Consider the following 25988-nt stretch of genomic DNA (forward strand, 5'->3'; position numbering starts at 1 on the left):
TGCTAAAGCAGGGAAAAACCAAAATGTCTGCTTTGTGTGCCGCCATGCGTAAGCTCGTTCAGATTTGCTTTGGTGTTTTAAAACACCAAGCTAACTATCAACCGCAAACCCTCTAGCGGGGGCTTGTGATTGAGTGAGGAAGACGGATACTCTGCTCGGCGGGTTACGCAAGCTAACCCGCCCTACGCCTGTGGTTGTGGTTGTGGTTGTGGTTGTGGTTATGGTTATGGGGGGGGGGAACTGGTGAGATGCGATTGGGTTTATTTGGAGATGACGCGCTTAAGTTCGTCCATGACCATCTGGAATTGTTTGTCCATTTTCAGGCCGGCTTCGTACAGTTCCAAAGCCTTGTCGGCGGCGGTTTGGGTCACGGAAAGTAAGGATTGTTCCTGCTCTTCGGTGAGTCCCAGTGTCATAAAGGAGTCTTCCAGCGAACTCATCATTTGATCCATATTGGAAACGCTTTGTTCTTTGTTTTGCTGTTGTTCGTAGCTGATGATCTCCAGCGTTTTCTGGGTTTTGTCCACCAAATCGATTATGGCGTTTTGTTGCCACCCCAAACGCTCTTCCACTTCGATGGCTCTGATTCTGGATTCTGCGCCTTCCACTAAAATAGCCATATTGTCTTTGATGCGACCGTATTTGTCCCGGTCTTCTCCTGGCATGTTTTTGATTAGCAAGCTGATATTGGGATAATTGATTACGGTACGTAAATCAAAATCAAAGATACGATCCTTACTGCGCACCATTTGCATCAGCTCCAACTCCAGCGTACTGGGGGGTTTTCCGTTGGAACACTTAGTGACTTCCCCGTTCTTGGTACTGATATACACTATGCAACTTAAACCGAAGCTGGACATGGAATCGAGCACCAAATCGGCGAGATCAATGATATTTTTGCAGGAAAAACTGGCTTCGAAAAAGTGCAGCACCACACCCAGCTCTCCGGCACTGGTCATGGCTGTCATTGCCGTGCCCATGGCTTCGGTAGCATTTTGTTTCAGTTGCTCTTTTTCCTGATTTTTATAGATTGCCACTTCTATTTTGCTGCGTAACTCCGCAGCAGAGTAAGGCTTGATTACATAGTCATCGCCGCCTACCTCATACCCTTTGAGGCGCTCCTCAACCGAATCTCTGGCAGAGACAAAAGTGACCGGGATATTCCGCGTAAGCTCGCTGTTTTTGATTAACTGACAGGTTTCATAGCCGTTCATACCCGGCATTTCCACATCGAGTAAAATAATATCGGGGATGTGAGCTGTGAGAAACTGAATACAGTCATCGCCGGAACCGGCGTAGTCGATTTGAAATTCCTCACCTAATACGGGTTTGATCAACTCGTAATTAAAGGGCTCATCATCTACCACAAGGACTTTCTGTTTTCCCATACGAAATGTCTCCTGCGCATCCTTTCCTTGTGCTCGGTACTTTAAGTCCTACATATTCTGGATAAACTGAGCAACCGTTTCCGCTTCATCCTGTAAGGGTGCACGCCAACGGTTAATTTCATCCATATTCTCCGCTTTCCCCGCTTTCTCCAACTCGATGCATATTTGCGCCAAGCGTTCCGCGCCAATGGACTTGGCCGGACCTTTGAGTTTGTGGGCCAGCGCCTTTATCTCCACCATGGATTTCGCATCGAAGGCAAGCCTCATGTCGCCGAGAATATCGTTCAGCGAAATCACAAATTTTTGTAACAGGGAGGCATGGATTGCGGGGTCGTTGCCAACCAATCCTTCCAGCACAGCAATATCCACGGGCAGTTCTGTATCCTTGCGTTTCACCGGATCCAAACCTGTACTGTACTGACCGGGATCGCCGGACAAGTATTTTTGTAACACACTGCGTAAGGTGTTCAAACTCACGGGTTTGGCGACAAACTCGCGTACACCGTTGTCGAAAAACACCTGTTTTTCATTTTCCGCCGGTATGGTTCCTGTCATCATCACCAGTGGCGTACGTTTTTCGGGCCTCTGTCGCTTATACAAGGCTTGAGCCAGCTCAAACCCATCCATGTGGGGCATTTGCAGATCGGTGATGATCAATCCGTAGTTGGTTTTTTGCAGGGCTGCCAAGGCTTCTTCACCGTTAGCCACACTGTCCGCTTCAAAATTTAAACTACTAATCATTTCCACGAACATGGTGCGGTTCATTTGTTCGTCTTCTACAACCAGAACGCGGTGCAATTGATCCACAGGTGTATGCTCAGTGTTATTGTCTGATGCCGCATCTATGCGGCCACTTTGCGGGGGTTTTGTCCCACTATCTTTTTCTAACCACTTATCCAGGGTATGCGCCAACTTAGTCAACTCCACCGGTTTCGCTAAAATGTCATCCATACCGCTATTCAAACAAGTTTGAACTTCCTCGGTCAAGGTGTTCGCCGTGAACGCGACGATAGGTGTATGCCCTTGGCTACCCCGTTCTTCCGCACGAATGGCTTCCGTTAATTGAAAACCATCCATTTCAGGCATGAAACAGTCCACTAGTAACAAATCATAGTCTGCGGACCGCCATTTTTCCAAAGCCTTTGTGCCGTTTTCCACGATATCAAAATAGCACCCGAACTTAAGCAGTTGTTGGTGGATCACATCCTGATTGACTTCCGTGTCTTCCGCCACCAATATGCGCGCCTGGGGGTATTGGTCATATTGGGTGTATTCCCGCTCGAATACCAACTCTTCAACCCCAAGGCACTTGGCCAGCGCGGATTTGAACGCGGATTGCAGCAAAGGATCACAAACCACCTCCACCACCTCATCGCCAAAATTGGCGTCAGAGCTGGATTTCAGCAGAATAACCCGGGTAGTTTCGCCAAGATTTTTCTGTTTTATACAAGACAAGTCCTGTTCTGTATAAACCGTGTCCAAAATAAGCACATCGAACTGCGACAATTCCTGCTGTGGTACCTCGGCCCCAAGGGCCGTCATGGAAACGCCCCAACTGACCAAATACTTATTGAGTTGGGATACCAATTCCGGGTCGCTGGAGAGTAAGGCAACTGTTTTACCTTTAGGCAATTCTTGTTCCACATCTTCGATTATCGTTGTCTTTACGGGTAATTTGACCGTAAACACAGAGCCTTTCCCTTCTTCGCTACACAGTTCCACTTGCCCCCCAAGCAGTTCACAGAGTTTGGCAGTGATAGACAAACCCAAACCCGTACCGCCATAGAGACGGTTGGTGTCGCTTCGGGCCTGTACGTAAGGATTAAACAGGGTTTCTTGCGCCTCCTTGGATATACCAATGCCGGTATCCTTTACCTTAAAGGCGATGTAATCAGAAGTACCGTTCTTGGCAGCGATCCATTCAGCGCTAATACTCACCCGGCCCTTACCATTCGCAGAATTGTGCGTAAATTTTATTGCGTTACCACTTAAGTTAAACAAGATTTGTCGCAAACGTACCGGATCCAATTCCACAAATGCCGGAATCTTGGGGTCTACGTAGATGAAAAACTCCAGTTGTTTCTTCAACACATTGGGGATAAGTGTTTCTGCTACACTTTCTACGACCTCTGTGACCGATAACGGCAAATATTCCACGTGCAGTTTGCCCGCTTCGATTTTGGAAAAATCCAATATATCATCAAGAATCTGCAACAAACTGAAGGCCGAAGCACGAATGGTATTCAACAAACGCCTTTGATCGGTTTGCAGTGGTGTATCATTCAATAAATCCACCATACCGACGACCCCATTCATAGGAGTACGTAACTCGTGGCTCATGACTGCTAAAAAGTTATTTTGTTTGGGGTGATCCGAACGGTTTGGCTCGTCAACCACGGTAATGTCGTGCACTAAGGATATAATGCCATAGACGCTGCTGTCCGTTTTTAGGGGATGATGAAACCATTGGCAGCGAACGGTCCGGCCAAATTCGTTTAGATGTTCGGTGATATCGCTAAATCCCACCCCACTTTGCAACTTGTCTAACCACTGTTGCTTGATGGCGGCAGATTTTTGTTTTGGCCATATCAGATCGATAAGATCCTCAGATAGGATTTGATTGTGTTCAAACCCGAAAATTCTTTCAACAGCGCTATTGCACTGCACGATGTTAAGATGCGTATTCCATTCCACGACTCCCATTGGAGAACTGTTCACAAAATCCTGCCACTTGTGGTTAAGAGATTGAACCGTTACCGATTCCTCGCTGAGGCTGCGAGTCTTTTGGCGTAGCCGTGATCGCAGCTCTGAGCTAAACACATCTTCACAAACGCAAATCAGCGGTTTGAGGCTGCGGACCATGGTTTCATTGTAACCCTGTTCACGATTAGCCAGACAGATCAGGCCCAGCACATGCCCATCCAGCAACAAGGGAATTCCCAAAAACGATTCCAGCGACGGCTGAAACACCGGTAGGACTTCCAAGCCATTGGCTATTGTCACTAATCCGGAATGTACGGTGGACATCAGCAGCGACCGCTTGTAAAAATCCAACTCGGCTCGCTGACCGGATTGCTGCCACGAAGAAGGGGGTTGATTGGGAACCAGCGCTCGTAAATTTAAATGCGGGTCTAAAGAAGCATTATTCACTTCGCTGATAAAACCGCAGTGACTGCCAGTTTCGTTGATAAGCAAAGACAAAATATCGCAAAACAATCGGGTAGCATCACCATTGCGAATATATTCTCTTTGCAAATCATAAGCGGATTCCAGCACTGACGGTTTTCCCGTCGGGGAATCCATTCTTGGTTCAAGCATTGCCATACTGTGTCCTATGCCAAGGTAATTGGCGCAGACGACCTCGCATTATTTCCGGCCACGATTCCATTCAACATATCGATCCCTTTTACACCATTCGATGCTGATCCCGCATCGACATTATCTATTCGCCAGATGTCACTGTTTTCTTTAGTGCTATGCCATAGATGTGACACACAATTAAAGTTTCATACACACAATATTTGTCCCACATTGGATTTCACATTGTTGTGAGCATCGAAACTGGTTACAATCCGGCTTTTATGCGGGAAATTCCACATGGATATCACAATTGAACACAATGTCTCACCGGCCAAACTGGATGCCATGGAAGTGGATGCCTGGCCCATCTGGACCAAAGAAATCTCTACATTTGACTGGACGTATGACCAAACTGAGGTTTGTTACATCCTTGAGGGAGAGGTTGTAGTGACTCCCGAACAAGGCGAACCGGTCACCATCCGTGAGGGCGATCTGGTCAACTTTCCGGCGGGCATGTCCTGTGTGTGGGAAGTAAAATCGCCAATACGCAAACACTATCTATTCAAATAGGTTGAACAAAAACCGCTGCCATGACGCCATCCGACCCCATACCGGTAGAAATCAAACTGCACCAAAAGCGCAAAACTCTGGAACTGGTATTTGATAACGGCGAACAGTTTGAATTGCCGTGCGAGTACTTGCGCGTATTTTCCACATCCGCTGAAGTGGAAGCCGCTCAGCAACGCGGACAAGTGATAACCGGAAAAGAGCAGGTCAATATCAACAAAATTGAACCCGTGGGAAACTATGCCGTCAATTTGCATTTTGATGATGGCCACAGCACCGGAATCTACGCTTGGACGACACTGTATTCCCTCGCCCGCAACTACGAAAGCAATTGGCAGGACTATCTCAAACGCCGTAGTCAAGCCGGGTTTGGCCTTTACAGCGTCCCCAAAGAACCGGCCTCGAACAGCAGTAACCATAAAAGCCTGACTTTGCTGTATTTTATTTCACTGGCCAAACGGGTGGGTCAGGATTCGGAGCAACTCGAGGTCCCTGCCACCATTGAGACGGTCGCACAGTTGTTGCAATGGTTACGACAACGAGGGACTATCTGGGAACAACATTTCAAAGAACAAAAGCTGAATATAACTGTTAACAAGCAGTTCGCTAAAGAGGATAGCCCCGTTGCAGACGGTGATGAAATTGCTTTTGTGCCTAAAGGGATTTGAAAAAGAAACCCTGGGGCGACATAAGGAACCACCTTACGGCCGAATGCTCAGTCAGCGCCGTCATCCAGGCCTTGTTCATGGGTTTTAATAATGAGATTCAGTAAATGCTTAAAAGGCAGCAGGCGTTCGTCAGTCTTTTTCACGATATGAGCGAAAGACAAAGGCTCACCTCCGAACTCATAGTCACCGGATTGCAAGGATTGGAGTAAACTTTTTACGCCCCGTTCCAATTCGCTCAAAAAGATTGAGGCATCACCCATGTATTCCTCATCGTACTCAATGGATGCTCTGAGATCGAAAATCTCGTCTAAGGCGGCGTTAACCAGTTCAATGTATTCTTGAATGGATCGGGCAGATTTAGGTACGTACATAGTAATTCCTGTTTTCCAAAAGGCTGTGTTTTATTTCATCGACTAAAATGTGTTCTAATCGGGTCCAGTTACGATTTCGCCGACTAGTCGTATTCTATTCTGGTGATGATGTATTCTCGATCCCCTTTGGGCGTAGCCACCATCACATCGGCATCCAGCGTTTTTCCCATTAAGGCCTTGCCCATCGGCGAATCCATACTGATCAAATTGTTCTTATAATCGAATTCGTCCGGTCCTACAAGGCGATAACGGGCTTCCTCACCCAAATCATCTTCCAGGGTAACCCAGGCACCGAAGAATACCCGGTTCAAGTCCGAAGGTTTTTGACTCACCACTGTCATGTTTTCCAACCGTTTTCGCAAAAACCGCACACGGGAATCAATTTCCCTTAGTTGCTTTTTGCGATAGATGTATTCGGCGTTTTCGGAGCGGTCGCCCTCCGCAGCCGCAGCACTCAAAGCCTGGGTTACCTCAGGGCGTTTTTTTTTCCATAAAAAGTCCAATTCATCCGAAAGACGTTTCATGCCTTCCGGGGTAATATACTTGGAACCGGGTTTTTGTGGTGGTCTATACCTACCCATGACTCTGTCTGTTTTTACGAACCCGTTTTTTGTGAACCGTTTTCTTTCCAGTAACGTTCACTCAATTTACAATCCATCAAAGCCATAGCGCACACAAGAACAATGGGGACCAATACCATTAAATGCGTAGCTTCCAAATCCCTGGCATTAAAATAAACAAAAGCGGAACACCCGGCTAACACGGCATAAATACCTAAACGCATAGGGACCAACCATTTTTCCGGTAAGGCCGGTCTTTTTGTATCGTTGCTATTGGATTGTTTCATGCATCGTTGCCTTCTGTACGCCGCCTTTTAACTCGGGTTTCTACCTTTCTGCGCTTCATGCACGATTCCCATTATTCACGGAAATATGCAGAGGCAGTATAACATTTTTTTCCTGACCCCCTTGGTTTGGCTGCATGGACGGTTTGAACCGTTTGATTGCCGCCAACAAGGCCTCGCTCTGCCAAGAGCCGGATTCTTCACTATAGATGGATTGATTCAACAAGCGAATTTGTTGCGCCACTTCACCACCTCCGCCATCGCTGCCATCACTCAATTTCGCCAGTTCACCCAGACTGGTGGGTGGATTATCCGGAAACAGGGATTTACCCAAAGATAACAAGGCATTCTTCGCTGCGAGCGCGTCATTGGCCCGACAGGCTTTGTCCAGTTCGCGCATAGCGGTATGGTTTACTTTGAAACCCGCGGCCGGAGGAATGCTCGCGCGAGTCTCGACTACCGGAGCCGGCTTTCGATACCACAATAACACTATTGTCATAATCCAACCCAGGGTACTCCCGATAGCCAACCAACGCCACCAGCCGGCATCAGCCGACGGTGCGGTAGTACTGGAAGTGGATTGAGGGGTAGGAGCCTGACCCAATTCAGCGATACCAGAGCCGGCAGCGGGTTCCATGGCGGGTGCTGGGCGCACCAAAACCGTGCGAGCCGGTACCACTGCCGTTTCCAAGCGATCTTCGCGGGTGTTCCACCAGGGAATTTCTATTGCTTCCAAACGAAACTCGCCTTCACGTGTGGGAATAAATGCGGTTTTTTCCTGACGAATACCAATGATACCCTCAGTGCTTTTATTATCTTGTAATGATGGTTTATCAGGATACAACTTCATGGTCTTTGGCATATCGGTTTGCAGCTGTGGAAGTTGCGCCGAGGTCAAACCTCCGGCCACGATGGTCAGGGTACGCGTAACCGGGGTTCCCACCGAAAACTGCGGCGGGTCGTCCGGCCACTCTTCCTTTATCTGAATTTTCTCTGCCGGAAGCCAGGGTTTGTTTTTCAAGGCCGGCAATGCGGGTTTGGGTTTGACGCTGATATTGATGGGATCAGTATTCAATACCTTAGTTCGCAACGCACGTCGATTGTCCACGTATTGTGCGGTAAATTGCGTGCCATCAATGACCAAAGTGCCGCTTTTTTGAGGAAAAATAGCATAGCGTTTTTCAAATATTTTATAACGTCTTCCTTTGATACGTTTTTCATAACTGGCGTCTGTGTCAAATTTTTCAATAATAGCTTCACCGGCGCTGATATTGGGCTCAGGCAAGGCCAGTTTCATTAGATTGATTGCTGAGTAAATGCGAACGGTATACAACAATTGTGACTGTACATAGAGATTTTTTGTATTGGTTTCTGCCTCAATATACAAAGCACTGGTTCCCTTTTCTCCATTGGATTTAACAGACTTTTTAATGGTAATACGTTTTTGGGGGCTCTTGTCACTGCCAAAACGTATACTGGGAATCACCAAGTTACCGGCGCGTTTTGCCATCAACATTAATGACCAGGTACTTTCCCGGCTGACTCGACCATTGATGATACGCATGCTGCTACTGTTGCTTTGATTGACGATGTGAAAATCTTTGTTCAAGGGGCTGAAGTCAGGATCATCATCCACATTGGAGTCGCTGGAAAATTCCAAATAAAAGGATTCATCCTGGGAAATCGTAGCGCGATCCACACTCACGGATATAGCGGCATAAGCTGTGCCGGTAACTGTAGCGGCAAAATACATTACAAAAATATAAAATACAGCCGGCCAAAGCCTCGCGAACAAACCCTGTATTGAACCTTGCATAGTTACCATGGTTTTGAGCCATCCCCCTGTGAACGACTGCGTTGGGATTGATATAAAAATTTACGACGCAATAATCCGCCCGGATCATCGGGTATCCGCCGCAACCACTGCTGTGTAGCCTGAGCGGTTTCCGTCATAGTTGCAGTAGCCGCTTGTTCTGACGTGTTCTCATTCTTGTTTTCATCGCCCTTGTCGCCCTGCTTCTCATCCGCTAACAGGGCCTGCTGATCGCCTTTTTCATCTTTCTGATGTTTGTCTTTGCCATCCCGGCTCGCCATGTTTTGTTGTTGCGATGGATCGCCGTCTTTAGCTGCGTCCCGCTGCGCCTGTTCGCGAATGTCTTGATCATCGGCGGGATTGTCCTTACTACCGGATTGAGCGTGGTCCTGCTGTTGTGAGCCCGAACCGCCTTTCTGCTCACTTTGTTGTTGCTCTCCTTGCTGCTGCCCCTGCTGCCCGTTTTGCTCGCCGGATTGCTGTTGTGATTGGTTTTGTTCTTGCTTTTGATTTTGGTTTTGTTGCTGCTTTTCTTGCTCCTGATTCTGCTGATTGGGATCTTTTTTCAGATATTGCTCCAATAACTGTTTATTGTAGTGCGCATCCTGGTGTGACGAGTTTTTCTTTAACACTTGATCGTAGGCCGCTACCGCTTCCTCATACTTCCCCAGCCTCGCCAGTGCATTACCTTTATTGTAAATCGCCTCCACGCTGTCCACACCGTCCAATAATTGTAAAGCTTTATTATAATTACCAGCCTTATAGTGAGCAGCGGCTCGCCATGGCATTGAATCAAACAACTTGGCAGCTTTTCCATATTCCTCCGCTTGATACAATTTCATGGCTTGTTGATCTTTGCTGATCCACAATTGTTGCCATTCAAACGCATGACCGGTATTCGGTAAAGGTGCAATCGCCAACACGAGTATCGCGATCCAACCGCGTCGAAATGCCAATGCCGCCAACGGCAGTAACAACAACGCAATCCACGGACCCTCTTCCTGCCAACGGTCTGCTTTGATCTGGTTTTTGTTTTGCTCTACCCTATTTGCACTGTGACGTGACTGCTCTAAGGGTTGCAATAGATAATCAATATCACGGTCGGTGGTCACAAAACGACTGTAACGCCCACCGGCTTTGACTGCCAAATCCTGCAGCGGTGCTTCATCCAGTTTTGCCACCACAATTTCTCCGTTGGCATCTTTGAGATAGGAACGACCCTTTTGGGCAATGGGGGCTCCTGTTTCTGTGCCAATGGCTAATACCGACAAACTGTGACCTTTAAAGCGAACTGCCGCTGCCATGTCGGATACATTCGCATCGCCCACACCATCCGTGATTAACAAAATCATCCCTTGTTGAGCCCCGGCCTGCTTGAGTAGTTCTATAGATTTCTCCACGGCCTTGGCAGGTTCACTGCCCTGAGTCGGCATGATTTCCGTGTTTAAACTTGTGACCAATGCGGCGATGGTTTTGCTGTCATCGGTTAAGGGACTAACCACAAAAGACTCTTGCGCATATACCACCAATGCAGTCTGGCCTTCACGGCTGCGCCCCAGCATATCCAAAATTTTAAGTTTGGCCCGCTCTATCCGACTGGGCTTGATATCGCTGGCGTCCATAGAGGCCGATAAATCCAGCGCAATGACCAAAGATGATTGAGTTCGATACAGAGGTTGTGGCAACTCCTTCCATACCGGGCCTGCCAAGGCAATGATCACCAACAAGCCGGTCAACGCCGCCAGATAAGCCGGAAATCGGGAGTGCCCGCTTGAGGCTCCTACCAAAATATACGGCAATAAACGCTGATCGCATACCGCGCTCCAACTGTGACTGAACAATTTATGTTTCCAACTGACCCAGGTCAGCAATCCCAAAGGCAATAAGGCCAATAACCACCAGGGTCTTAAAAAATGAAAGTTCTGCACCAGTTCCATCGTCAAACCTCACTGCCAACGCCGTAACACAACCAGCGTGGCTAAAGACAACGCCAAGCCCAACGGCCAGTGAAATAAGGCGGTCGTAGGCCGAAACGACTGGGTTTCCTGGATAATGGGCTCCAGTTTGTCCAAGGCATCGTATATCTGTGCCAGCTCGGTGGTATCGCGGGCTCGAAAATACCGTCCTCCCGTTTGCTGTGCAATTGTTTGCAGGGTGGTTTCATCCAGGTCCAAAGAAGGGTTAACCCGACGCCCCCCAAAGAAGGACGGTTGGATCATCTCATCCGCCCCGATGCCCACGGTGTAAATTTTCAGCCCTACCGTGGCAGCCAGCTCTGCCGCTTTTACCGGTTCAACTTCCCCGGCGGTGTTGGCGCCATCGGTAAGCAAGATCAGTACTTTATCATTGAGGTTCTGCTGCCCCAAAGTCTCACCACTGATTTTGGAAGCATCGTGCGAACTGCGCAATCGCTTCACGGCTAAACCGATAGCATCACCAATAGCGGTTTCCTTACCGGCCAATCCGATTACCGATTCATACAACAAGGTTTTTACCGTTTCCCGATCAAACGTCAGTGGTGCTTGTAAATAAGCATTGCGTCCAAACAAAATCAAGCCCAGGCGATCACCCACGCGTCGGTCGATAAACTCCCCCGCGACCGCTTTGGTAGCCACCAATCGGTTGACACTTTGGTTCTCCAGAAAAAAATCTTCGGTTTCCATGGACCCGGAAAGATCCACTGCCAGTAACAAATCACGACCACTAACGGGCAATTCCAGCGCATCACCCAACCACTGCGGTCGGGCGGCGGCACAAACAAACAGAATCCATGCCAGAGATATTAACCACAGGTTCAGACGTTGCGTTTCAAAGCCCAGGCCATGGGACTTTATCCCTTCAAACTCGTTAACAAAGGGCACTCGCAAAGCCGCCTCCTGTGAGTGCGCAGGAGATACGAACAGACGTACCAATATGGGCAATGGTAAAAAGGCTAACACCCAAAGCCACTCAAACTGAAACACGAACGCCCTCCTCGCTACTTACCTGGCTTTTTAACCGTTCCAAGTTTTTATCCAGGGCGTTAGGCATGGACAATGAGGCCACCCACTCTACTGCCAAACGATGCAGCCCATCCACGTCAATGGTTGCGTTGGTATTGGCGTTGGTAATGGTATTGGTGTTAGCGGCAGTGTGGGTAGTCACGTTATTATGTGGTGCATAAGGGACGGTAATCAGCAAGCGTCCCACGCCCTGGCTGAACTTCAGTCCGCTACGGTTATAGTGCGGCACCAGGCCTTGGTCCAAAAACGCCAGCCAGGAATCTCCGGTTAAGCCGGCCACTTTGGGGCCACCATAGCGGGAAACACTAATGCGACGCAATAATACAGACAACTCCCGCACAAAACGCGTCGCGTCCCGGTGGTGTCGATATGCCGCATAGGTATCATCCACTTCGCGCGACGCGGCCTTTTGCACATGCCTATGCTTGTGTTTATGCATATAGAACAAAAGGAGCAACAAAATAACAGCGACAAAAGCCAACAATAGCCACCAACCCATAGCCACCGGCCACCAGCCAATAGCATCGGGAACGTGTATATCACGCAAGGGCAACTCCGCCGCGTTAGGATGCATGAAGCTTCACCCCCATCTCCCGTTGCAGAGTATCCACTACCGGATCGGTAGTGGATAAAGTCATAAAGTGGATGCGATGACGTTTACACAAGTGAACCAGATATTGGGTATTGCTCTGAAATCGGTCTTTATAAGCTTGGCGCTGACTTTGTGAACGCGTATCAATAGCCATGGTATTGATATTGTCACTCACACGATAATAGCCTGAGGGCGGTAAATCGGTTTCCATAGGATCATACAACAACAACATTACCACATCATTGTGACGCGATAACTGGTACAAATGTGACTCTGACTTTTGATCCAGTTGCCGAAAGTCACCGATTAAAAACACCAAACTGCCCGGCTTGGCCAAACGGCGCATGCGCGCTAATGACTGTTGCATGCTACTGCCTTGAGTCCCACTGTTTTGCTCGTCGCCAAAATCCACAAACTCCCGCAACTCTTGCACTCGTTTGCTGTGCTGTGAGATTTTTTGTAACAAATGCAATACAGCCAGTTTTCCACGTTGGGGCCGAATCTCCGTATGTTGCCCCTCATTAAACAACAGTCCCCCGAGACGATCGCCCTGGTGCGCCGCACTCCAAGCCAACAGTGCGGCCGCTCTGGCAGCCTGCACCGATTTGAATTGGCCTTGCGTTCCAAAAAACATTGAACTGCGAAAATCCATCCACAAGAACACGGTACGCTCGCGCTCTTCGCGAAATAATTTGGTGTGGGGTTTGCCGGTCCTGGCCGTAACCCGCCAATCCATGGTGCGCACATCGTCTCCGGCTTGATACAGGCGCAACTCATCGAATTCCATGCCTCGACCTTTAAACGGAGAATAATAGGTACCGCTTTGTAAGGATCGTACCCTGGCTGTAGACAATGGTAAGGATTCAGCAGCGTGACGCAATGCAATAAGGTTTTTGGTCTCGATATAAATCAAACCGTTGGCGTTGGGATCCAACAACACGTCCGTGGTCTCGGCCACCGGCTCGGACTCGGTTAAGACGCCATGTTTAAACCACTTGTGAATCATGGCACCGCAATTCGGTCTATGAGCTCCTTGATCAACCGATCCGGCGTAATTCCTTCTGCTTCGGCCTCATAACTGAGAACTATGCGGTGACGCATAACATCATACGCCATGACTTGAATGTCCTCAGGATCCACATAATCCCGTCCTGCCAACCAGGCATGGGCCCGAGCACATCGATCCAGTGCAATACTGGCCCTGGGACTGGCACCAAACTGAACCCACTGCCCCAAATCTTCTCCATAGGGTCCGGGATTACGCGTGGTTAATACCAGTTCCAACAGGTATTGCTCCAAATTGGCGGCCATGAATACGTCAAGCACTTCCTTGCGCGCTTGAAACAAATCCGCTTGAGTGAGAAAAGGCTTGGTTTCCATGGCACTTGCCCCTGCTCCACCACCGGGTTTTGACAGGTCCTGCACGGCCTCTTTTCGCGCAATAGCCAATATGGATTTTTCCGATTCCGGATCGGGATAATCCACAGTAACGTGCATTAAAAACCTATCCAGTTGGGCTTCCGGTAAGGGGTATGTGCCTTCTTGCTCGATAGGATTTTGGGTGGCCATGACCAGAAACAGATTCTCCAGTGGATAGGTGGCTGTCCCTACGGTAATTTGACGTTCTGCCATCGCCTCCAACAAAGCCGACTGCACCTTTGCCGGCGCCCGGTTAATTTCATCTGCTAAAATCAGATTGTGAAACAAAGGCCCTTTTTGGAACGAAAATGAACCGTTTTGGGGCCGAAAAATCTCGGTGCCGGTTAAGTCGGCGGGCAGTAAATCGGGAGTAAACTGGATTCTTTGAAAATCCCCCTCCACTCCGTCACTCAACACTTTGATTGCACGGGTTTTCGCCAAACCTGGAGCACCCTCCACCAACAAATGCCCATCGCATAACAAGGCGATTAATAACCGGTCCACCAATAATTGCTGTCCGATAATTTGCTGACTGACGAACTTTTTTAATAATGATACTGACTGTTTCGTGGACATGATCACCCTTAATTGTGTTCTTAGTAGAATAATCACTGCCGGCACTGCCGGTCTCTGATTATATATGGACAGAATTTCCGAAAAAAGTTCTCCGAAATTTAGAGACTTCGGGTGCGCTGTAAAGGCGCTCGTCACTCTGCCATTTTAAACTGTTAAATATCAATAAGATACTCCGTTGACGATTTAGGATTGGGACTTAGAACCACCCAAACACGGCGGGGACATAGGTACGTGCTCATTCCTATCGTACCATTCCTGCTCAGTGAAGGTGTGTAATGCCAGAGCATGGATGCGATGCTGTAACTCATGGGCAAGTATTTGGTTAATTTTACGATGCCTATTGACCAAGTTCAGGCCATCAAAATCGGTTGCAACCAAAACCAACTTAAAATGAGATTCGGAGCCGGGAGGCACGTTGTGGTTATTGCTTTCGTTGATCACTTCAAGATGCTTCAAATCCAACGCTGCGGTCAGTTTGGTTTCAATATCAGATTGCACACTCATAATTGTTTCTCTTTACAGTATCATCACGTACGGGGACCGGTCTGGGCAGATACGCAGTTCTGGCCGCCAAAGCCCTTAGTCTCACCGAAGTTCCCCGTCGCCAAGGTTCCCACAGGTTCCCCTGTCGCTAAGGTTCGGTAGTTCCCTAGTCTTAAAATCGGGTATTTTCGGGCATTAGAGTACCATTGATTGGCGCAGCTACAAAGTCACCATCTGGTAAGAACTTTGCATAGTGTCAACCGCTGCCAAGCCGAAGCCGTTTTACAGCAGCGTGATTATGCCGAAGCGTAATTTTGCTTGAGAACTGGAATTGATTTCGCGACACGATGGACTATATATAGGTAGAGTAGCGCCGTTATCTTCAGAGCGCCTTTGACCAATGCCAGTTGTTGTTGTCCAGAGCCGTCTTTTCTAATAAAAATTCCAAACAAAGCTCACAAGCCAGCAGATTTCACCGGCATGTTTCTCACCCATATGAAAAAATCGTGTCTAAAAATAGAGAGGATATAATGGAAAACAGCGAAACCGCCCAAAAACCAACCATAACTAAAAAGCGTTCCAAAAAAACCCTGACAGAATCCGGTAAAACCGCTGTCAAAGCGGCTGCCAAAACCCCTGCAAAAACGGCGTCTAAGGCAAAAAAAGCCACTTCCATCCTGTTTACGGATGAGGCTCGTCGTGAAATGATAGCGACCGCAGCTTACTTTCGAGCTCAACAACGGGGATTTCAGGGTGGCAGTCCTGTTGATGATTGGTTGGTGGCGGAAACGGAAATCGATTCTCAAATTCGAGCCCGCCAATGAAACTATGACGACTGCTTATAAACTAAGCAGTCGTTTCGTTCCGGATTGCAGTACTAGCAGCTTGACACACTCAAGCTGCCTAACAGCGCGCCGAAGGTATTCCAAAACATGTCGCGCCAACTAAAAAGAGTTTTTCTCACATCCCGGTCGTACAATTCCTTTGCAGTACCTGCCGATAAAGTTACTACCAAACCCACAGCCAGTGGCGCACACTTACTTGAGGAATGGCGATCCGCTTCCAGCGCGGCAATCCTCGCTATGGCAGCAGATGCCAGTGCATGATAGACCTTATCCTGCCCAACCCAGGGGTCCGACATAGGGTGCGGTGCAGGTTGTGATGTTGTTTTGGCGACCGTGGCACATCCCGGCAGCCCAAGTAGCGATAGTAATATAATCAGAATTTTAAACTGCATGCATAAACCTTTAGTGACGATACCTGCCTTATAACCCCTGGATAGAGCAGGCACTCGACACGAAGCGAATCCGAGGTTCCCCAACTATAGCAGCCTGGAGCAGGCCTGCCTACAACTGCTCCTGCCTCGCCACGACAATGAACCCATTAAGCGGCTTTTTATGCATGGCTATTCATAATGGCTATTCATAATGGCTATTCATAAAAGTACCGTTCCGACCATATAGGTCACTGCACGCCCCAGCAAAGTAACCCTGTCCCCCTTTAATTCACATTGCAGATACCCACCACGCTGGGATAACTGTCTTGCGGTAAATTTCTGACGCTGCAACCGGTTTGCCCACCAAGGCGTCAAAGCACAATGCAGCGACCCCGTCACCGGGTCCTCCTCAATACCGTGGCGCGGTGCAAAAAAGCGACTGACGAAATCCACATCATCTCCAGGTGCCGTCACACCAATACCACGTACATCCAACTGCGCCAACAATGCAAAGTTGGGGCGCAACTGCAGAATCTCATCAGCCGATGCATACACCGCGATATAGTCTTCTCCCAACAAAACCTCTGCAGGCTCCGCACCCAATGCCCGCACCAGTGCTGCGGGAACCTTGCACGGTTCTAAAGCCAGGGCGGGAAAATCCATCAGTAACCCTGCTGATGTTTGTTTTACCGCCAGATCACCACTAAGTGTGTGGAATATAATTTCCGGTTTTTTATAAGCCAACTCCTGGAACAATACATGAGCAGAAGCCAGCGTCGCATGCCCGCACAACGTCACCTCAGCTTTAGGCGTAAACCAGCGCAAATGAAAACCGGATTCACCCGGCACAAAAAATGCCGTTTCAGACAAATTGTTCTCAGCAGCAATTGCCTGTAGTAGAGAATCATCTAACCACGACTCCAGGGGACAAATGGCGGCCGGATTCCCTTGAAACGGTTTGGAGCTAAACGCATCGACCTGAAAAATCTTCATATCCTTTCCCTACTCAGTAAAAACACAAACAACGATTACCGCAGTTAAGTGGTATTACCCAGCCTCATAAGCGACTAGCCAATGAACTGGATCCCATCAGCCTAACCGGCAAAGAAACTCAGTGGATCGTATATTTCTTAGATGCAATGACCGATCCACGGGCCATCAACCTGCGTGAGACAGATTGTCTCTTGCTGACCAGGCCAATCCAAAGTATGGGAACCCTTAATGGGTTCCCTTACTTTTTTAACTATCCAGGATGCAAAGCCCGGCTTCTGAGCCCGGACGCTCGATCCAAACCAAACATTATATTCATGTTCTCCACTCCTACTTGAGCCCCACCCTTACCCAGGCTGTCGAGCACGCTAAACAACACCACGCGATTTCGCCGCTCGTCCACATCCAGACCGATGTAACAGTAGTTACTGCCATTAACGGCACTGACCCAGGGGTAAGGCTTGTATTGCCAACTGACGCCGGTTTCAAAGGGGCGATCAAAGACTTTGATAAATTCATGCTCCTCAAAATATTCCCGGTACCGTTGCAGCAAAGCCGTTCGGGATACAGTTTTCAAGGGAAACACGTGACAAATATTGAGAATCCCTCGCACCAGGGGCGCATACACCGGGGTAAAATGTACGCTGACAGGATTGTTGCCGTTCAATAGAGACAGCTCCTGTTCCATCTCGTAGCTGTGGCGGTGGTCCACCACATTGTAGGGCACCAGATTGTTGCCGATTTCCGGATGGTGCGCCGCCTGAGATAATTCGGCGCCTACCCCTGCGGTGCCGGATATTCCCGTTACCAGCAATCTTTGCGTATCAACCAAACCGGCCTGTACTACTGGCGCGAGAGCCAAAATAGCGGCAGAAGCAAAACAACCGGGATTGGCCACTAAACGAGTGTTGGCAATTTCATCATGGTGCAATTCATTGATTCCATAAACCGCGTGCTGTACTAAAGGCCATTGTGCATGAGTTTGGGCATAAACCCGCTCCCACACCTTACAGTCACTTAACCTAAATGCTGCGCCTAAATCAATGACGCGACAGCCCAGACTGTTAAAGCGTGCGGCTTGCTCTATGGAAGCACCGGTAGGCAAAGCCAGAAACACCACATCACAAGCCTCGGCATCGTCAGGATGAATCAGCTTTAATCCTGACTCATATAAATTGGGGTGGTACTCCTCAATACGTTCGCCGTTTCGACTGGCGGCCCAGGCAATCTCCACTTGCGGATGGTTCAGCAAGACCCGTAATACTTCACCTCCCATGTAACCGCCGGCGCCCATCACACCGACTGAAATGCTCATTTTGATCCTCCAGTATGAACGGTCTCGTGGTAAACATGGGCCAAATACGCTTGTTGAAGTTGAAGATATACCGGCCCCGGACAATGCGCCAAAGTGCGACCGTCGATCATCCTTACCGGTAGCAACTCCGCTCCCGTGCCACACAAAAAGCACTCATCCGCGGTGTACAAGTCAAACGCTGTTAAGCCCTGTTCCAATACCGGCCACTTTCCATCGGCCAGCTCCATTAGTGTCTGTCGTGTAATTCCCTGCAAAGCGCCGTCACTGACCGGTGGCGTCAGCACGGTTCGGTTTTTTACGATAAAAACATTTTCCGAACTCGCTTCTGCCACACGCCCGGCATGATTGAGCAAAATAGCCTCATGGGCACCGGCTGCCTTCGCTTCCAGACGGGCCATTATATGATTAAGATAATTTAGGGACTTAATCCGCGAATCCAGGCTGTCATTGGGCACGCGTCGTACCGACGCTGTAATTACGGATAAGCCATCACGCAGAGCGGCATCATCCACCAGCTTGATTTTGTCGGCAATCACAAAGACGGTTGGCTTGCAACAAAGGTGCGGGTCCAAACCCAAGGGGCCTTCGCCACGAGTTACCACCAGACGAATATAACCATCCGCAAATTCACACGCTTCGGTAACCTCCAACAGAACCTGATGCAGGTGTTCCACACCATAAGGAATGGCCAGGGATATACCCGCAGCAGAATCAAACAGGCGTTGCAAATGTTCTTGTGCGCGAAAAATCCGCCCACCATAAAATCGTAAGCCTTCAAACACACCATCACCGTACAATAAGCCATGATCAAACACCGACACTCGCGCCTGTTCCGGTGCGCACATCTCACCGTTGATCCAACATATGCTCATAAAACCTTTCTCCTTACTTGACCTTTATCTCAATGATGTTCGGTGTAAGGTATATCAGCTTTACAAACCAGAACAGATACAGTTATATTGATTTTATACCAGTACAGATTAGGAGCACGCCATGCGTGAGGAGTTTTTGTATCAGCGCCTCGCTGATGACTTAATTAAAGCGATCCGCCGAGGTGTGTACGCCCCCAAGGAAAAACTGCCTTCCATCAGAAGTTTGTGCAAACAATATAAGGTGAGCATGGCGACAGTATTGGAAGCCTTGAATCGCTTGGAAGAAAGCGGTCTGGCGCAGGCCAAACCCCGTTCCGGTTATTTCGTAACGGCTGTTGCCACTGCAGAAGAGCCCGCGGTAAGTCGTCCGGCGAAAAAAGCATTACCGGTCAGTGTGGGGCAACTGGCAATGGAACTGGTACAGGAAGCTCGTTCGGATAGGTTAATTAAATTGGGAGCGGCCGTACCGGGACCCGACATGCTGCCCGGCAGACTCTTGGCGCGCAGCAGCGCTGCGGTTATCCGGCAATCGCCGGACAGTGCCATCTATTATGAAAACGCGCGGGGCAATACCGCCTTGCGTCGATACATTGCTCGATTAATGGGTCTGGCCGGGTGCAAAACCTCGCCCGATGACATCATTATTACCAATGGTTGCCTGGAAGCCTTAAACCTGGCCTTGCGTGCTGTCGCCAAGCGGGGCGACACCATTGCCATTGAATCACCGACCTACTTTGGCATCCTGCAAGTGATCGAGACCTTGGGCATGAAAGCGCTGGAAATTCCCACCCATCCCGGTACAGGAATAGAACTGGCCGCCTTGCAATTGGCACTGGAGAAACACAAAATTGCCGCCTGCGTACTCATGCCGACGTTTTCCAACCCATTGGGTTCGTGCATGCCGGAATCTCATAAACAAACGCTGGTGCGTACACTGATCCAGAATAACATTCCTTTAATTGAAGACGACATATACGGCGGACTCAGTTTTAGTTCGCCCCGCCCCAAAGCGGCCAAAGCCTTTGACCATGAGGGTCAGGTCATTTATTGCTCCTCCTTTTCAAAAACCATTGCTCCGGGATTTCGTGTCGGCTGGATGATACCCGGTCAGTTTATGGAATCCGTTGCCTATGCTAAGTTTCTGGATAATATCAGCACCTCCACCCTGCCCCAATTGACACTGGCGGAGTTTCTCAGCAAAGGCCGCTACAGCCGATATCTACAGCAAAGCGCTGCCACGTATCAGTTTCGCGTCCAGCAGTTACGTCACTGGATCAGTGAATATTTTCCGGTCCACACTCGCATCAGTAATCCCCAAGGCGGGTTTGTATTATGGATAGAGCTTCCGCAAAGCGTGGATTGTATGGAATTATACCGACGCGCTATGAATCGCAAAATCAGCATCAGCCCCGGTATTATTTTCAGCGCCCAATCCCGTTACCGACATCATATTCGAATGAGCTGCGGCTTTGTGGAAGGCGAAACAGCGCGAAAGGCGGTTAAGGTTTTGGGGCAGATTGCGCACGAGTTAGTGTGAGCGATAAACGCTTGTGCGCGACAAACGTTGGTGGTCGAACCATGCGCCACGAAGCAGACGATACTGATTCAAACAAACACAATATTGTCGTTCCCCAGCTTGCGAGTCTGTAAATTTTTTGCTTTACTGAACAAACGCAAAGAGCGCATTACAAATATAAATAATCATAATTATAGATCGGGGGTCATCATGCCAAACAATGGTGTTAACGCGCTGTATTCAAAATATGCATACCGAGCCATCTGTTTGATCTGGTTGTTTATTTTCATTGTGATTTCCGGTTGTGAGGCCGATTTGGGTTCCGACACTTCTTTCTCTGCATCAAACAAACCGTTTGCCTGGGAAATGCAAGGCCTCATAGATTGCGGAGGCATCTCTAATCGTCGCTGCTACTTCCAAGTGGTTAACGAAGCCGCAAGCCGCAATTCTACGCCCCTGCACGAGCAATCCTATGACGGTTCCGTAGTCGAAACCCATAGAATTCTTGTTCCACTGGAATCTTTCAGTTTCTGGAATCGTTTTGATGTCTTCACTTTTGTAGATGAAAACGATAATACTTCCTATGACAACGGTGAGCCGCAAACCCTGGTGTGTAACCTGCAACGAAGCAGCGGCCATTCCATTACTCTGGAATACTTTCAAGGATCAACCTTCAGCCGGGCGAATCCGGGAAACTGCAACACGCAAACGGCTGTTTCTCCCTGGTTACAAGATATCACCCTGTCCACATCGGCGGCCGCCTCCGGCACCAACATCTCAATTGTTGCGACAACGGCAACGGGTAGTAGCTCCCAAATAAATACCTTTGAGATTCGACTGTTAGCGGCAGGTTTTTCTATCCCTTCACAGACACTCAGACTCAATCGCGAGGGCAACAGCGACACCTGGACAAGCAACCTCAATGTCAATCTGACCCCCGACAATTATCTGTTACTCATTGATATTGACACTGGTTCGCGGTATTTGGAGTATGTCACATCCCGTGCCGCCAGCCGTTCCCGCTATCGATATGTCTTATCCGCGGGAGCCAATGGCAATCCAATCCAGGAAGGTGACACCGATATCAATACTTTGTACCTGAACATCCCATGACAATCCGTGGGCACAGGGTATCATATAGTTAGCTATCAATATGAGTCGCCACCGTGACACTCCACCAAGGACCGTGGGATTGCGCCAATAATGCATCCCAGTACCAGGCGGAAACATCGGTCCACTGCCTGCCCTGCGCGTCACTAATGCGCTCTCTCACCAACAAGCTGTGATCTTTGGCTTGGGCTTGAAACTGACCCCAACGTTGCCCGGTCTGGTCCACATACAGATCTTCCGGTTTAACCGTATACCCCAACCCCTTAAAACAATCCGCTGCCGAGTGAAATTTTCGAGATTCAGTCTTCACCCAACGCATAATGATTTCCCGCCTACCGTCAGTAAAACGCGCCACTTTACCGGGAAAGGAAGCGTAAAAGACTGTTTCCTTTGCGGACAATGGCAACCTTTGTAACGCCTCGCCTTCAAACTGTTGCGGCCAACCGGGAAAATCCGCTGTAGCATGCGGCTCGCCGGATTGGGATAGCGGAATCAGCGGTAGCATCGCGGCTAACAAACACATGAGCAAATAGATTCGTGTCACCATGCCATTCCCCTGTGGCGATTGTGCGCCATTTGATTAAGAAACTTATTTGCCAATAATAAACCCAAAGCAACCAGCACAAACACGGCCATGCCTATGCCCTCATGCATCCAGTCCTGCGCGGGGACCAGTCCGGACTCGGTATAGAACAAGGCGGTTGTGCGCAGCACGTTTCCGACTAACACTAAAACCAGTGAAACCGACAGCAACAGCAGGGTTCGTTTGGCGTTCAGTTCGAAAAAGCAAGCCAGGGTAAAAACCATGTACAAACTCACCCACAATAGTTTAATACCGCTACAAGGTGCATCGATAGAAATATTGTGCATCCCCCATTGCAAAACAGTACCGTCTCGCACCACCACCAAACCGTTCATGGACAACAAGGTTGAACTTATTTCCCCCACTATAACCCGCAAGGGATACCCTAAATAGAATTGCAAAGAAGCTACTGCGGGTAAAGCAAGTCCCAACAAACAGAACAAGGGTAAATGCAGTTCCTTGCCATACCAATGTCGGCTCAACAAATTGGCAATCATCAGCATCGCGAGTGCCGCTCGAAAAATGGGCGGAAAGAACAACAGGCTGACCATGTACAGCAACATCAACAGGGCCGGTATCAGCAGATCGAGTGACGCCGACGGGCAAGCACGGGACTCCGTTAAAACCGCCGGCCTCAGCCATAAAAGCGCCACCGCTGTACCCAGAGGCAACACACTCCAGGGTTCACCACCTTGGGAAAACATCCGCAACAACATCCAGTGCCAGACGGGATACAGACTCAACACGGTCACACTCAACACAATGCTGAAACGATACGGCTGAAGCCGCCCAAGCAGATCTGTCCCTGTGTTCATACGGCTGCCCCGTAAAATCCTGATTCGAAGCGGAAGCGTTTTCTGATAGCGACAACCAAGAACAACAGTGCAATAACAATCATGGCCCATTCTTCCGGCTCGGGAATGGTAGGAACACTACCCGGCGGTACCGCTTGCAGACCCGCACGGTCATATTGCTGTTGGTTTTCCAACACCACCGCACCGCTAACAGGAGTTACCAATTGATACTTCGCCGCCTGCGCCACCATCGCTTGGTGCCGGTCCTTAACATCCATCATCATTCCCATAATTTGATCTTTGGCCCACAGTCGTACAATATGTCCCGTTCGCAATGTGGGCTTCCCTTGACCCGAATACATTTCTCTGTGAAGCAAAAAGTGGGGGGTGCTGCCCGCCGCTTGGGAAAAAAAGCGCCGTAAATCCTGCCCCACGCTGGAGAAACGGGCAACCCGTCGCACCAAAGGCGTTTTCTCCAGCTTTTCCATCACCCGATTCGGTCCGGAACTGACAGCAAAGTCAAACAACACGGGCGCATTGTTAAAGCGAGCATAATGATGTAACACATAATCAGCCGAACGTAACTCTACCGGCACGGGAGCATGAATCCACAACACTGCCGCTTGGGGTAGCTGCCTGGCCAAGGTCAACCCTTGCTCCAAAGCCGGAACATTGTCCATCCCTCCTTCAAATTCCACTCGTTCCAAGTCTTCGGTCAACAAGCGTAAGCCATCTGCACTTTGGGCCATAGGTAATTCCTGTACCTGATCGCCCGCCAAAAAAGTATGCAGCTTGATGTCCCCGTCGATAGCATTAATCGCCTGCACTATAGTCTCCAAATGATCTTGCATACCCTGTGATCCATCCAGCACCAAAACCAAATTCTTAAACAGCTGATCCCGGCTCACCACGGTTTGTTGAATTCTCTTACCACGCCACTGATCAACAACAGTTCTTGGCTTGCCTCTATCCACACGGATGCTGTTTTGCGGATCCGAAAGTTCCAGATCACTGAGCTGCCAAATTGCGCGCTCTTTAGTTAAGTCTTTGGAAGGCAGGACTTTCTGCCCCAGGTGCAATGGTGTTTTGGATTCCAACCAGACATCGTGTTTATGGTCTTCACGAACACTGAAATTGGATTCAATAAAGTGAGGCAGACGTAACAATGCAGTGGTTTGATCACGGACAGACAACGGTACGCTGATTCCGATTCGGGCCTTCATTTCACCTTGTGGCGGCACGGGAAACATTTGCATCAATACCGTGTCAGGCGCACTGGTGGTCACCAGCAGCGGATCACGCCGCGTCTGCACCACATCTCGATAGGCTTTACGAACTTTGGCTTTACCGGCAAAAGCCGCTTCCCGTTCCTCTCCTTCAACCCACAAAGTGACCCGAGACACAACCGCATCGGGCGGTAACAAAATATTGCCTCGCATTTCCGCTTGTCGATAGCTTTGGTTTTTAAACACCAAAGTCCATTCCAAATATGCCACATCAGCCTCAGCGGCTATGCTTCCATCCAAAATGGAACTGTGTAAAAACAACTGTTCCACTTTACCACTGACATTTTGATTACCCTGGTTACGCCACTCATCCCGATCAATCCAACGCGTGCTGCGCGTCTGCGTTAAGGGTTGAGCGTTAAAAGCTTTACCGGTAACCCGATAGTAAATACCTTGAGCTTGCTCCGGAGGTATGTGTGGCATAAAAAAGGAGCCGATATCACTACGACGTTTACGATAGTAGCAATGGTCCAGAATCCACTGTTCATCGCCTATCACTCGCAACATAGTCAAACCCCGGTTTTGCACCGATAGCTTTTCGGACATCACCATACTCATTCCTATCTGAGTTAAAGCCGGTGGCAGGTTGATGATAGTCACGATAACCAACGCCGCCAAAATTCCCCGCCCCGGCGTTGGCAACAGTACGGAAACCTGTCGGGCTTGTTTGCGCAGGCGAACATACAAACGTACGGCAGCTATCAGGGAAAACAATGGCGCTAATAAAAATAGGCCGAAAAACACCACTATCCCCATTACCCCTAAAGGCAACAAAGGCAAATACATAAGGCTGTAGAAAGCTGCAAACCCTATGGCCAGGCCATTGACATGAACCACCCATACCGGAAAACGATGTTGATAGATACACCACAACGTCACCAGGTTGGCTAATGGGACCCAAGCCACCATAAGTACATGCAAGGGTGTGGGAATAGGATCAAAAAACATATCAGCACTGGCGTGGCTAAATAATTCATAAGCCAGAGTAGCCAGAGGCAATAACACGCCCATGAACACCATTGTGGTGATGGATACAAATCCCAGGGCTTTCGCCCGAGAACGCTTACTTAAGGGGCTGTCGTTGTCGCTTGCCGGTGTGATGGAATCACTCATAAATCATCTCCTCTAAGTCTGTAAACTCATTTTCGGACAAGCGTATGCAGACACCGTGGCGTCCATGTGACAACTTGATGGAATGTTGGTGCAGATTTTGTGCAAGCTCTGGCTTTATGCCACGATCCGGTCTAAGCTATTGTAAACATTTGTTATATAACAATTGTATA

At 49.0% G+C, this 25988-nt stretch carries 25 protein-coding genes; 6 read left to right on the forward strand and 19 right to left on the reverse strand.

Features of this window, described 5'->3' with window-relative positions; translation table 11 throughout:
* A partial coding sequence (locus OEY58_16345; GenBank protein MDH5327027.1) for an IS110 family transposase occupies positions 1–116 on the forward strand: 116 nt, incomplete at its 5' end.
* A 144-nt stretch (positions 117–260) separates the two neighbouring features.
* Here OEY58_16345 and OEY58_16350 read toward each other — a convergent pair.
* The gene (locus OEY58_16350; GenBank protein MDH5327028.1) at positions 261–1388 is read right to left on the reverse strand and encodes a response regulator; all 1128 of its coding nucleotides are present in this window, start codon (positions 1386–1388) and stop codon (positions 261–263) included.
* Between the two features lie 48 nt (positions 1389–1436).
* Complete coding sequence (locus tag OEY58_16355) at positions 1437–4712, reverse strand: response regulator (protein MDH5327029.1); 3276 nt, start codon at positions 4710–4712, stop codon at positions 1437–1439.
* 273 nt (positions 4713–4985) lie between these two features.
* On the opposite strand from OEY58_16355, the gene OEY58_16360 reads away from it, so the two are divergent.
* Positions 4986–5258 (forward strand): cupin domain-containing protein, encoded by a 273-nt coding sequence (locus OEY58_16360; GenBank protein MDH5327030.1) that lies wholly within the window; start codon positions 4986–4988, stop codon positions 5256–5258.
* A gap of 20 nt (positions 5259–5278) precedes the next feature.
* Entirely contained in the window at positions 5279–5923 is a 645-nt protein-coding gene (locus OEY58_16365) for a gamma-butyrobetaine hydroxylase-like domain-containing protein (GenBank protein MDH5327031.1), read from the forward strand.
* A 47-nt stretch (positions 5924–5970) separates the two neighbouring features.
* Here the strand turns inward: OEY58_16365 and OEY58_16370 are convergent, their stop codons facing one another.
* The 10 genes from OEY58_16370 to OEY58_16415 all read right to left on the reverse strand — a co-directional run bounded on the left by OEY58_16370 (position 5971) and on the right by OEY58_16415 (position 15044).
* Positions 5971–6294 (reverse strand): general secretion pathway protein GspF, encoded by a 324-nt coding sequence (locus tag OEY58_16370; GenBank protein ID MDH5327032.1) that lies wholly within the window; start codon positions 6292–6294, stop codon positions 5971–5973.
* Between the two features lie 83 nt (positions 6295–6377).
* Positions 6378–6875, reverse strand: coding sequence for a transcription elongation factor GreB (greB, locus tag OEY58_16375; GenBank protein ID MDH5327033.1), 498 nt, complete (start codon positions 6873–6875; stop codon positions 6378–6380).
* A 14-nt stretch (positions 6876–6889) separates the two neighbouring features.
* Positions 6890–7141, reverse strand: coding sequence for a hypothetical protein (locus OEY58_16380; protein ID MDH5327034.1), 252 nt, complete (start codon positions 7139–7141; stop codon positions 6890–6892).
* A 55-nt stretch (positions 7142–7196) separates the two neighbouring features.
* The gene (locus OEY58_16385) at positions 7197–8954 is read right to left on the reverse strand and encodes a BatD family protein (GenBank protein ID MDH5327035.1); all 1758 of its coding nucleotides are present in this window, start codon (positions 8952–8954) and stop codon (positions 7197–7199) included.
* Between the two features lie 2 nt (positions 8955–8956).
* Positions 8957–10888, reverse strand: a complete 1932-nt coding sequence (locus tag OEY58_16390; protein MDH5327036.1) for a VWA domain-containing protein — start codon at positions 10886–10888, stop codon at positions 8957–8959.
* A 9-nt stretch (positions 10889–10897) separates the two neighbouring features.
* A complete protein-coding gene (locus tag OEY58_16395) occupies positions 10898–11914 on the reverse strand; it encodes a VWA domain-containing protein (protein MDH5327037.1) in 1017 nt (338 codons plus the stop codon).
* Entirely contained in the window at positions 11901–12527 is a 627-nt protein-coding gene (locus OEY58_16400) for a DUF4381 domain-containing protein (protein MDH5327038.1), read from the reverse strand. The genes OEY58_16395 and OEY58_16400 overlap by 14 nt, the downstream gene beginning before the upstream one ends.
* Entirely contained in the window at positions 12517–13551 is a 1035-nt protein-coding gene (locus OEY58_16405; GenBank protein ID MDH5327039.1) for a DUF58 domain-containing protein, read from the reverse strand. The genes OEY58_16400 and OEY58_16405 overlap by 11 nt, the downstream gene beginning before the upstream one ends.
* Positions 13548–14540, reverse strand: coding sequence for a MoxR family ATPase (locus OEY58_16410; GenBank protein MDH5327040.1), 993 nt, complete (start codon positions 14538–14540; stop codon positions 13548–13550). Before OEY58_16410 ends, OEY58_16405 begins: the two co-directional genes overlap by 4 nt.
* A gap of 183 nt (positions 14541–14723) precedes the next feature.
* Positions 14724–15044 carry a BolA/IbaG family iron-sulfur metabolism protein gene (locus tag OEY58_16415; protein ID MDH5327041.1) on the reverse strand — a complete coding sequence of 107 codons (321 nt, stop codon included), beginning with the start codon at positions 15042–15044 and terminating at the stop codon, positions 14724–14726.
* 485 nt (positions 15045–15529) lie between these two features.
* On the opposite strand from OEY58_16415, the gene OEY58_16420 reads away from it, so the two are divergent.
* Entirely contained in the window at positions 15530–15847 is a 318-nt protein-coding gene (locus OEY58_16420) for a DUF2934 domain-containing protein (protein ID MDH5327042.1), read from the forward strand.
* 53 nt (positions 15848–15900) lie between these two features.
* Here the strand turns inward: OEY58_16420 and OEY58_16425 are convergent, their stop codons facing one another.
* The 4 genes from OEY58_16425 to ilvE all read right to left on the reverse strand — a co-directional run bounded on the left by OEY58_16425 (position 15901) and on the right by ilvE (position 19416).
* Positions 15901–16260, reverse strand: a complete 360-nt coding sequence (locus tag OEY58_16425) for a hypothetical protein (protein MDH5327043.1) — start codon at positions 16258–16260, stop codon at positions 15901–15903.
* Between the two features lie 198 nt (positions 16261–16458).
* Positions 16459–17232: a PhzF family phenazine biosynthesis protein gene (locus OEY58_16430; protein MDH5327044.1), complete on the reverse strand. Its 774-nt coding sequence runs from the start codon at positions 17230–17232 to the stop codon at positions 16459–16461.
* Between the two features lie 250 nt (positions 17233–17482).
* Complete coding sequence (gene argC / locus OEY58_16435; GenBank protein ID MDH5327045.1) at positions 17483–18544, reverse strand: N-acetyl-gamma-glutamyl-phosphate reductase; 1062 nt, start codon at positions 18542–18544, stop codon at positions 17483–17485.
* The gene (gene ilvE, locus OEY58_16440; GenBank protein ID MDH5327046.1) at positions 18541–19416 is read right to left on the reverse strand and encodes a branched-chain-amino-acid transaminase; all 876 of its coding nucleotides are present in this window, start codon (positions 19414–19416) and stop codon (positions 18541–18543) included. Before ilvE ends, argC begins: the two co-directional genes overlap by 4 nt.
* A 121-nt stretch (positions 19417–19537) precedes the next feature.
* On the opposite strand from ilvE, the gene OEY58_16445 reads away from it, so the two are divergent.
* A complete protein-coding gene (locus tag OEY58_16445) occupies positions 19538–20953 on the forward strand; it encodes a PLP-dependent aminotransferase family protein (protein MDH5327047.1) in 1416 nt (471 codons plus the stop codon).
* Between the two features lie 189 nt (positions 20954–21142).
* Positions 21143–22045, forward strand: a complete 903-nt coding sequence (locus OEY58_16450) for a hypothetical protein (protein ID MDH5327048.1) — start codon at positions 21143–21145, stop codon at positions 22043–22045.
* 28 nt (positions 22046–22073) lie between these two features.
* Here the strand turns inward: OEY58_16450 and OEY58_16455 are convergent, their stop codons facing one another.
* From OEY58_16455 to OEY58_16465, 3 genes are read right to left on the reverse strand one after another with little or no spacing between them, the layout of a single operon-like run.
* Positions 22074–22589, reverse strand: a complete 516-nt coding sequence (locus OEY58_16455) for a hypothetical protein (GenBank protein MDH5327049.1) — start codon at positions 22587–22589, stop codon at positions 22074–22076.
* The gene (locus tag OEY58_16460; GenBank protein ID MDH5327050.1) at positions 22583–23440 is read right to left on the reverse strand and encodes an exosortase/archaeosortase family protein; all 858 of its coding nucleotides are present in this window, start codon (positions 23438–23440) and stop codon (positions 22583–22585) included. Before OEY58_16460 ends, OEY58_16455 begins: the two co-directional genes overlap by 7 nt.
* A complete protein-coding gene (locus OEY58_16465; GenBank protein ID MDH5327051.1) occupies positions 23437–25818 on the reverse strand; it encodes a VIT domain-containing protein in 2382 nt (793 codons plus the stop codon). The genes OEY58_16460 and OEY58_16465 overlap by 4 nt, the downstream gene beginning before the upstream one ends.
* Positions 25819–25988 lie beyond the last annotated feature (170 nt).

The organism is Gammaproteobacteria bacterium, from assembly GCA_029882975.1.
GTDB lineage: Bacteria > Pseudomonadota > Gammaproteobacteria > SZUA-152 > SZUA-152 > JAJDNG01.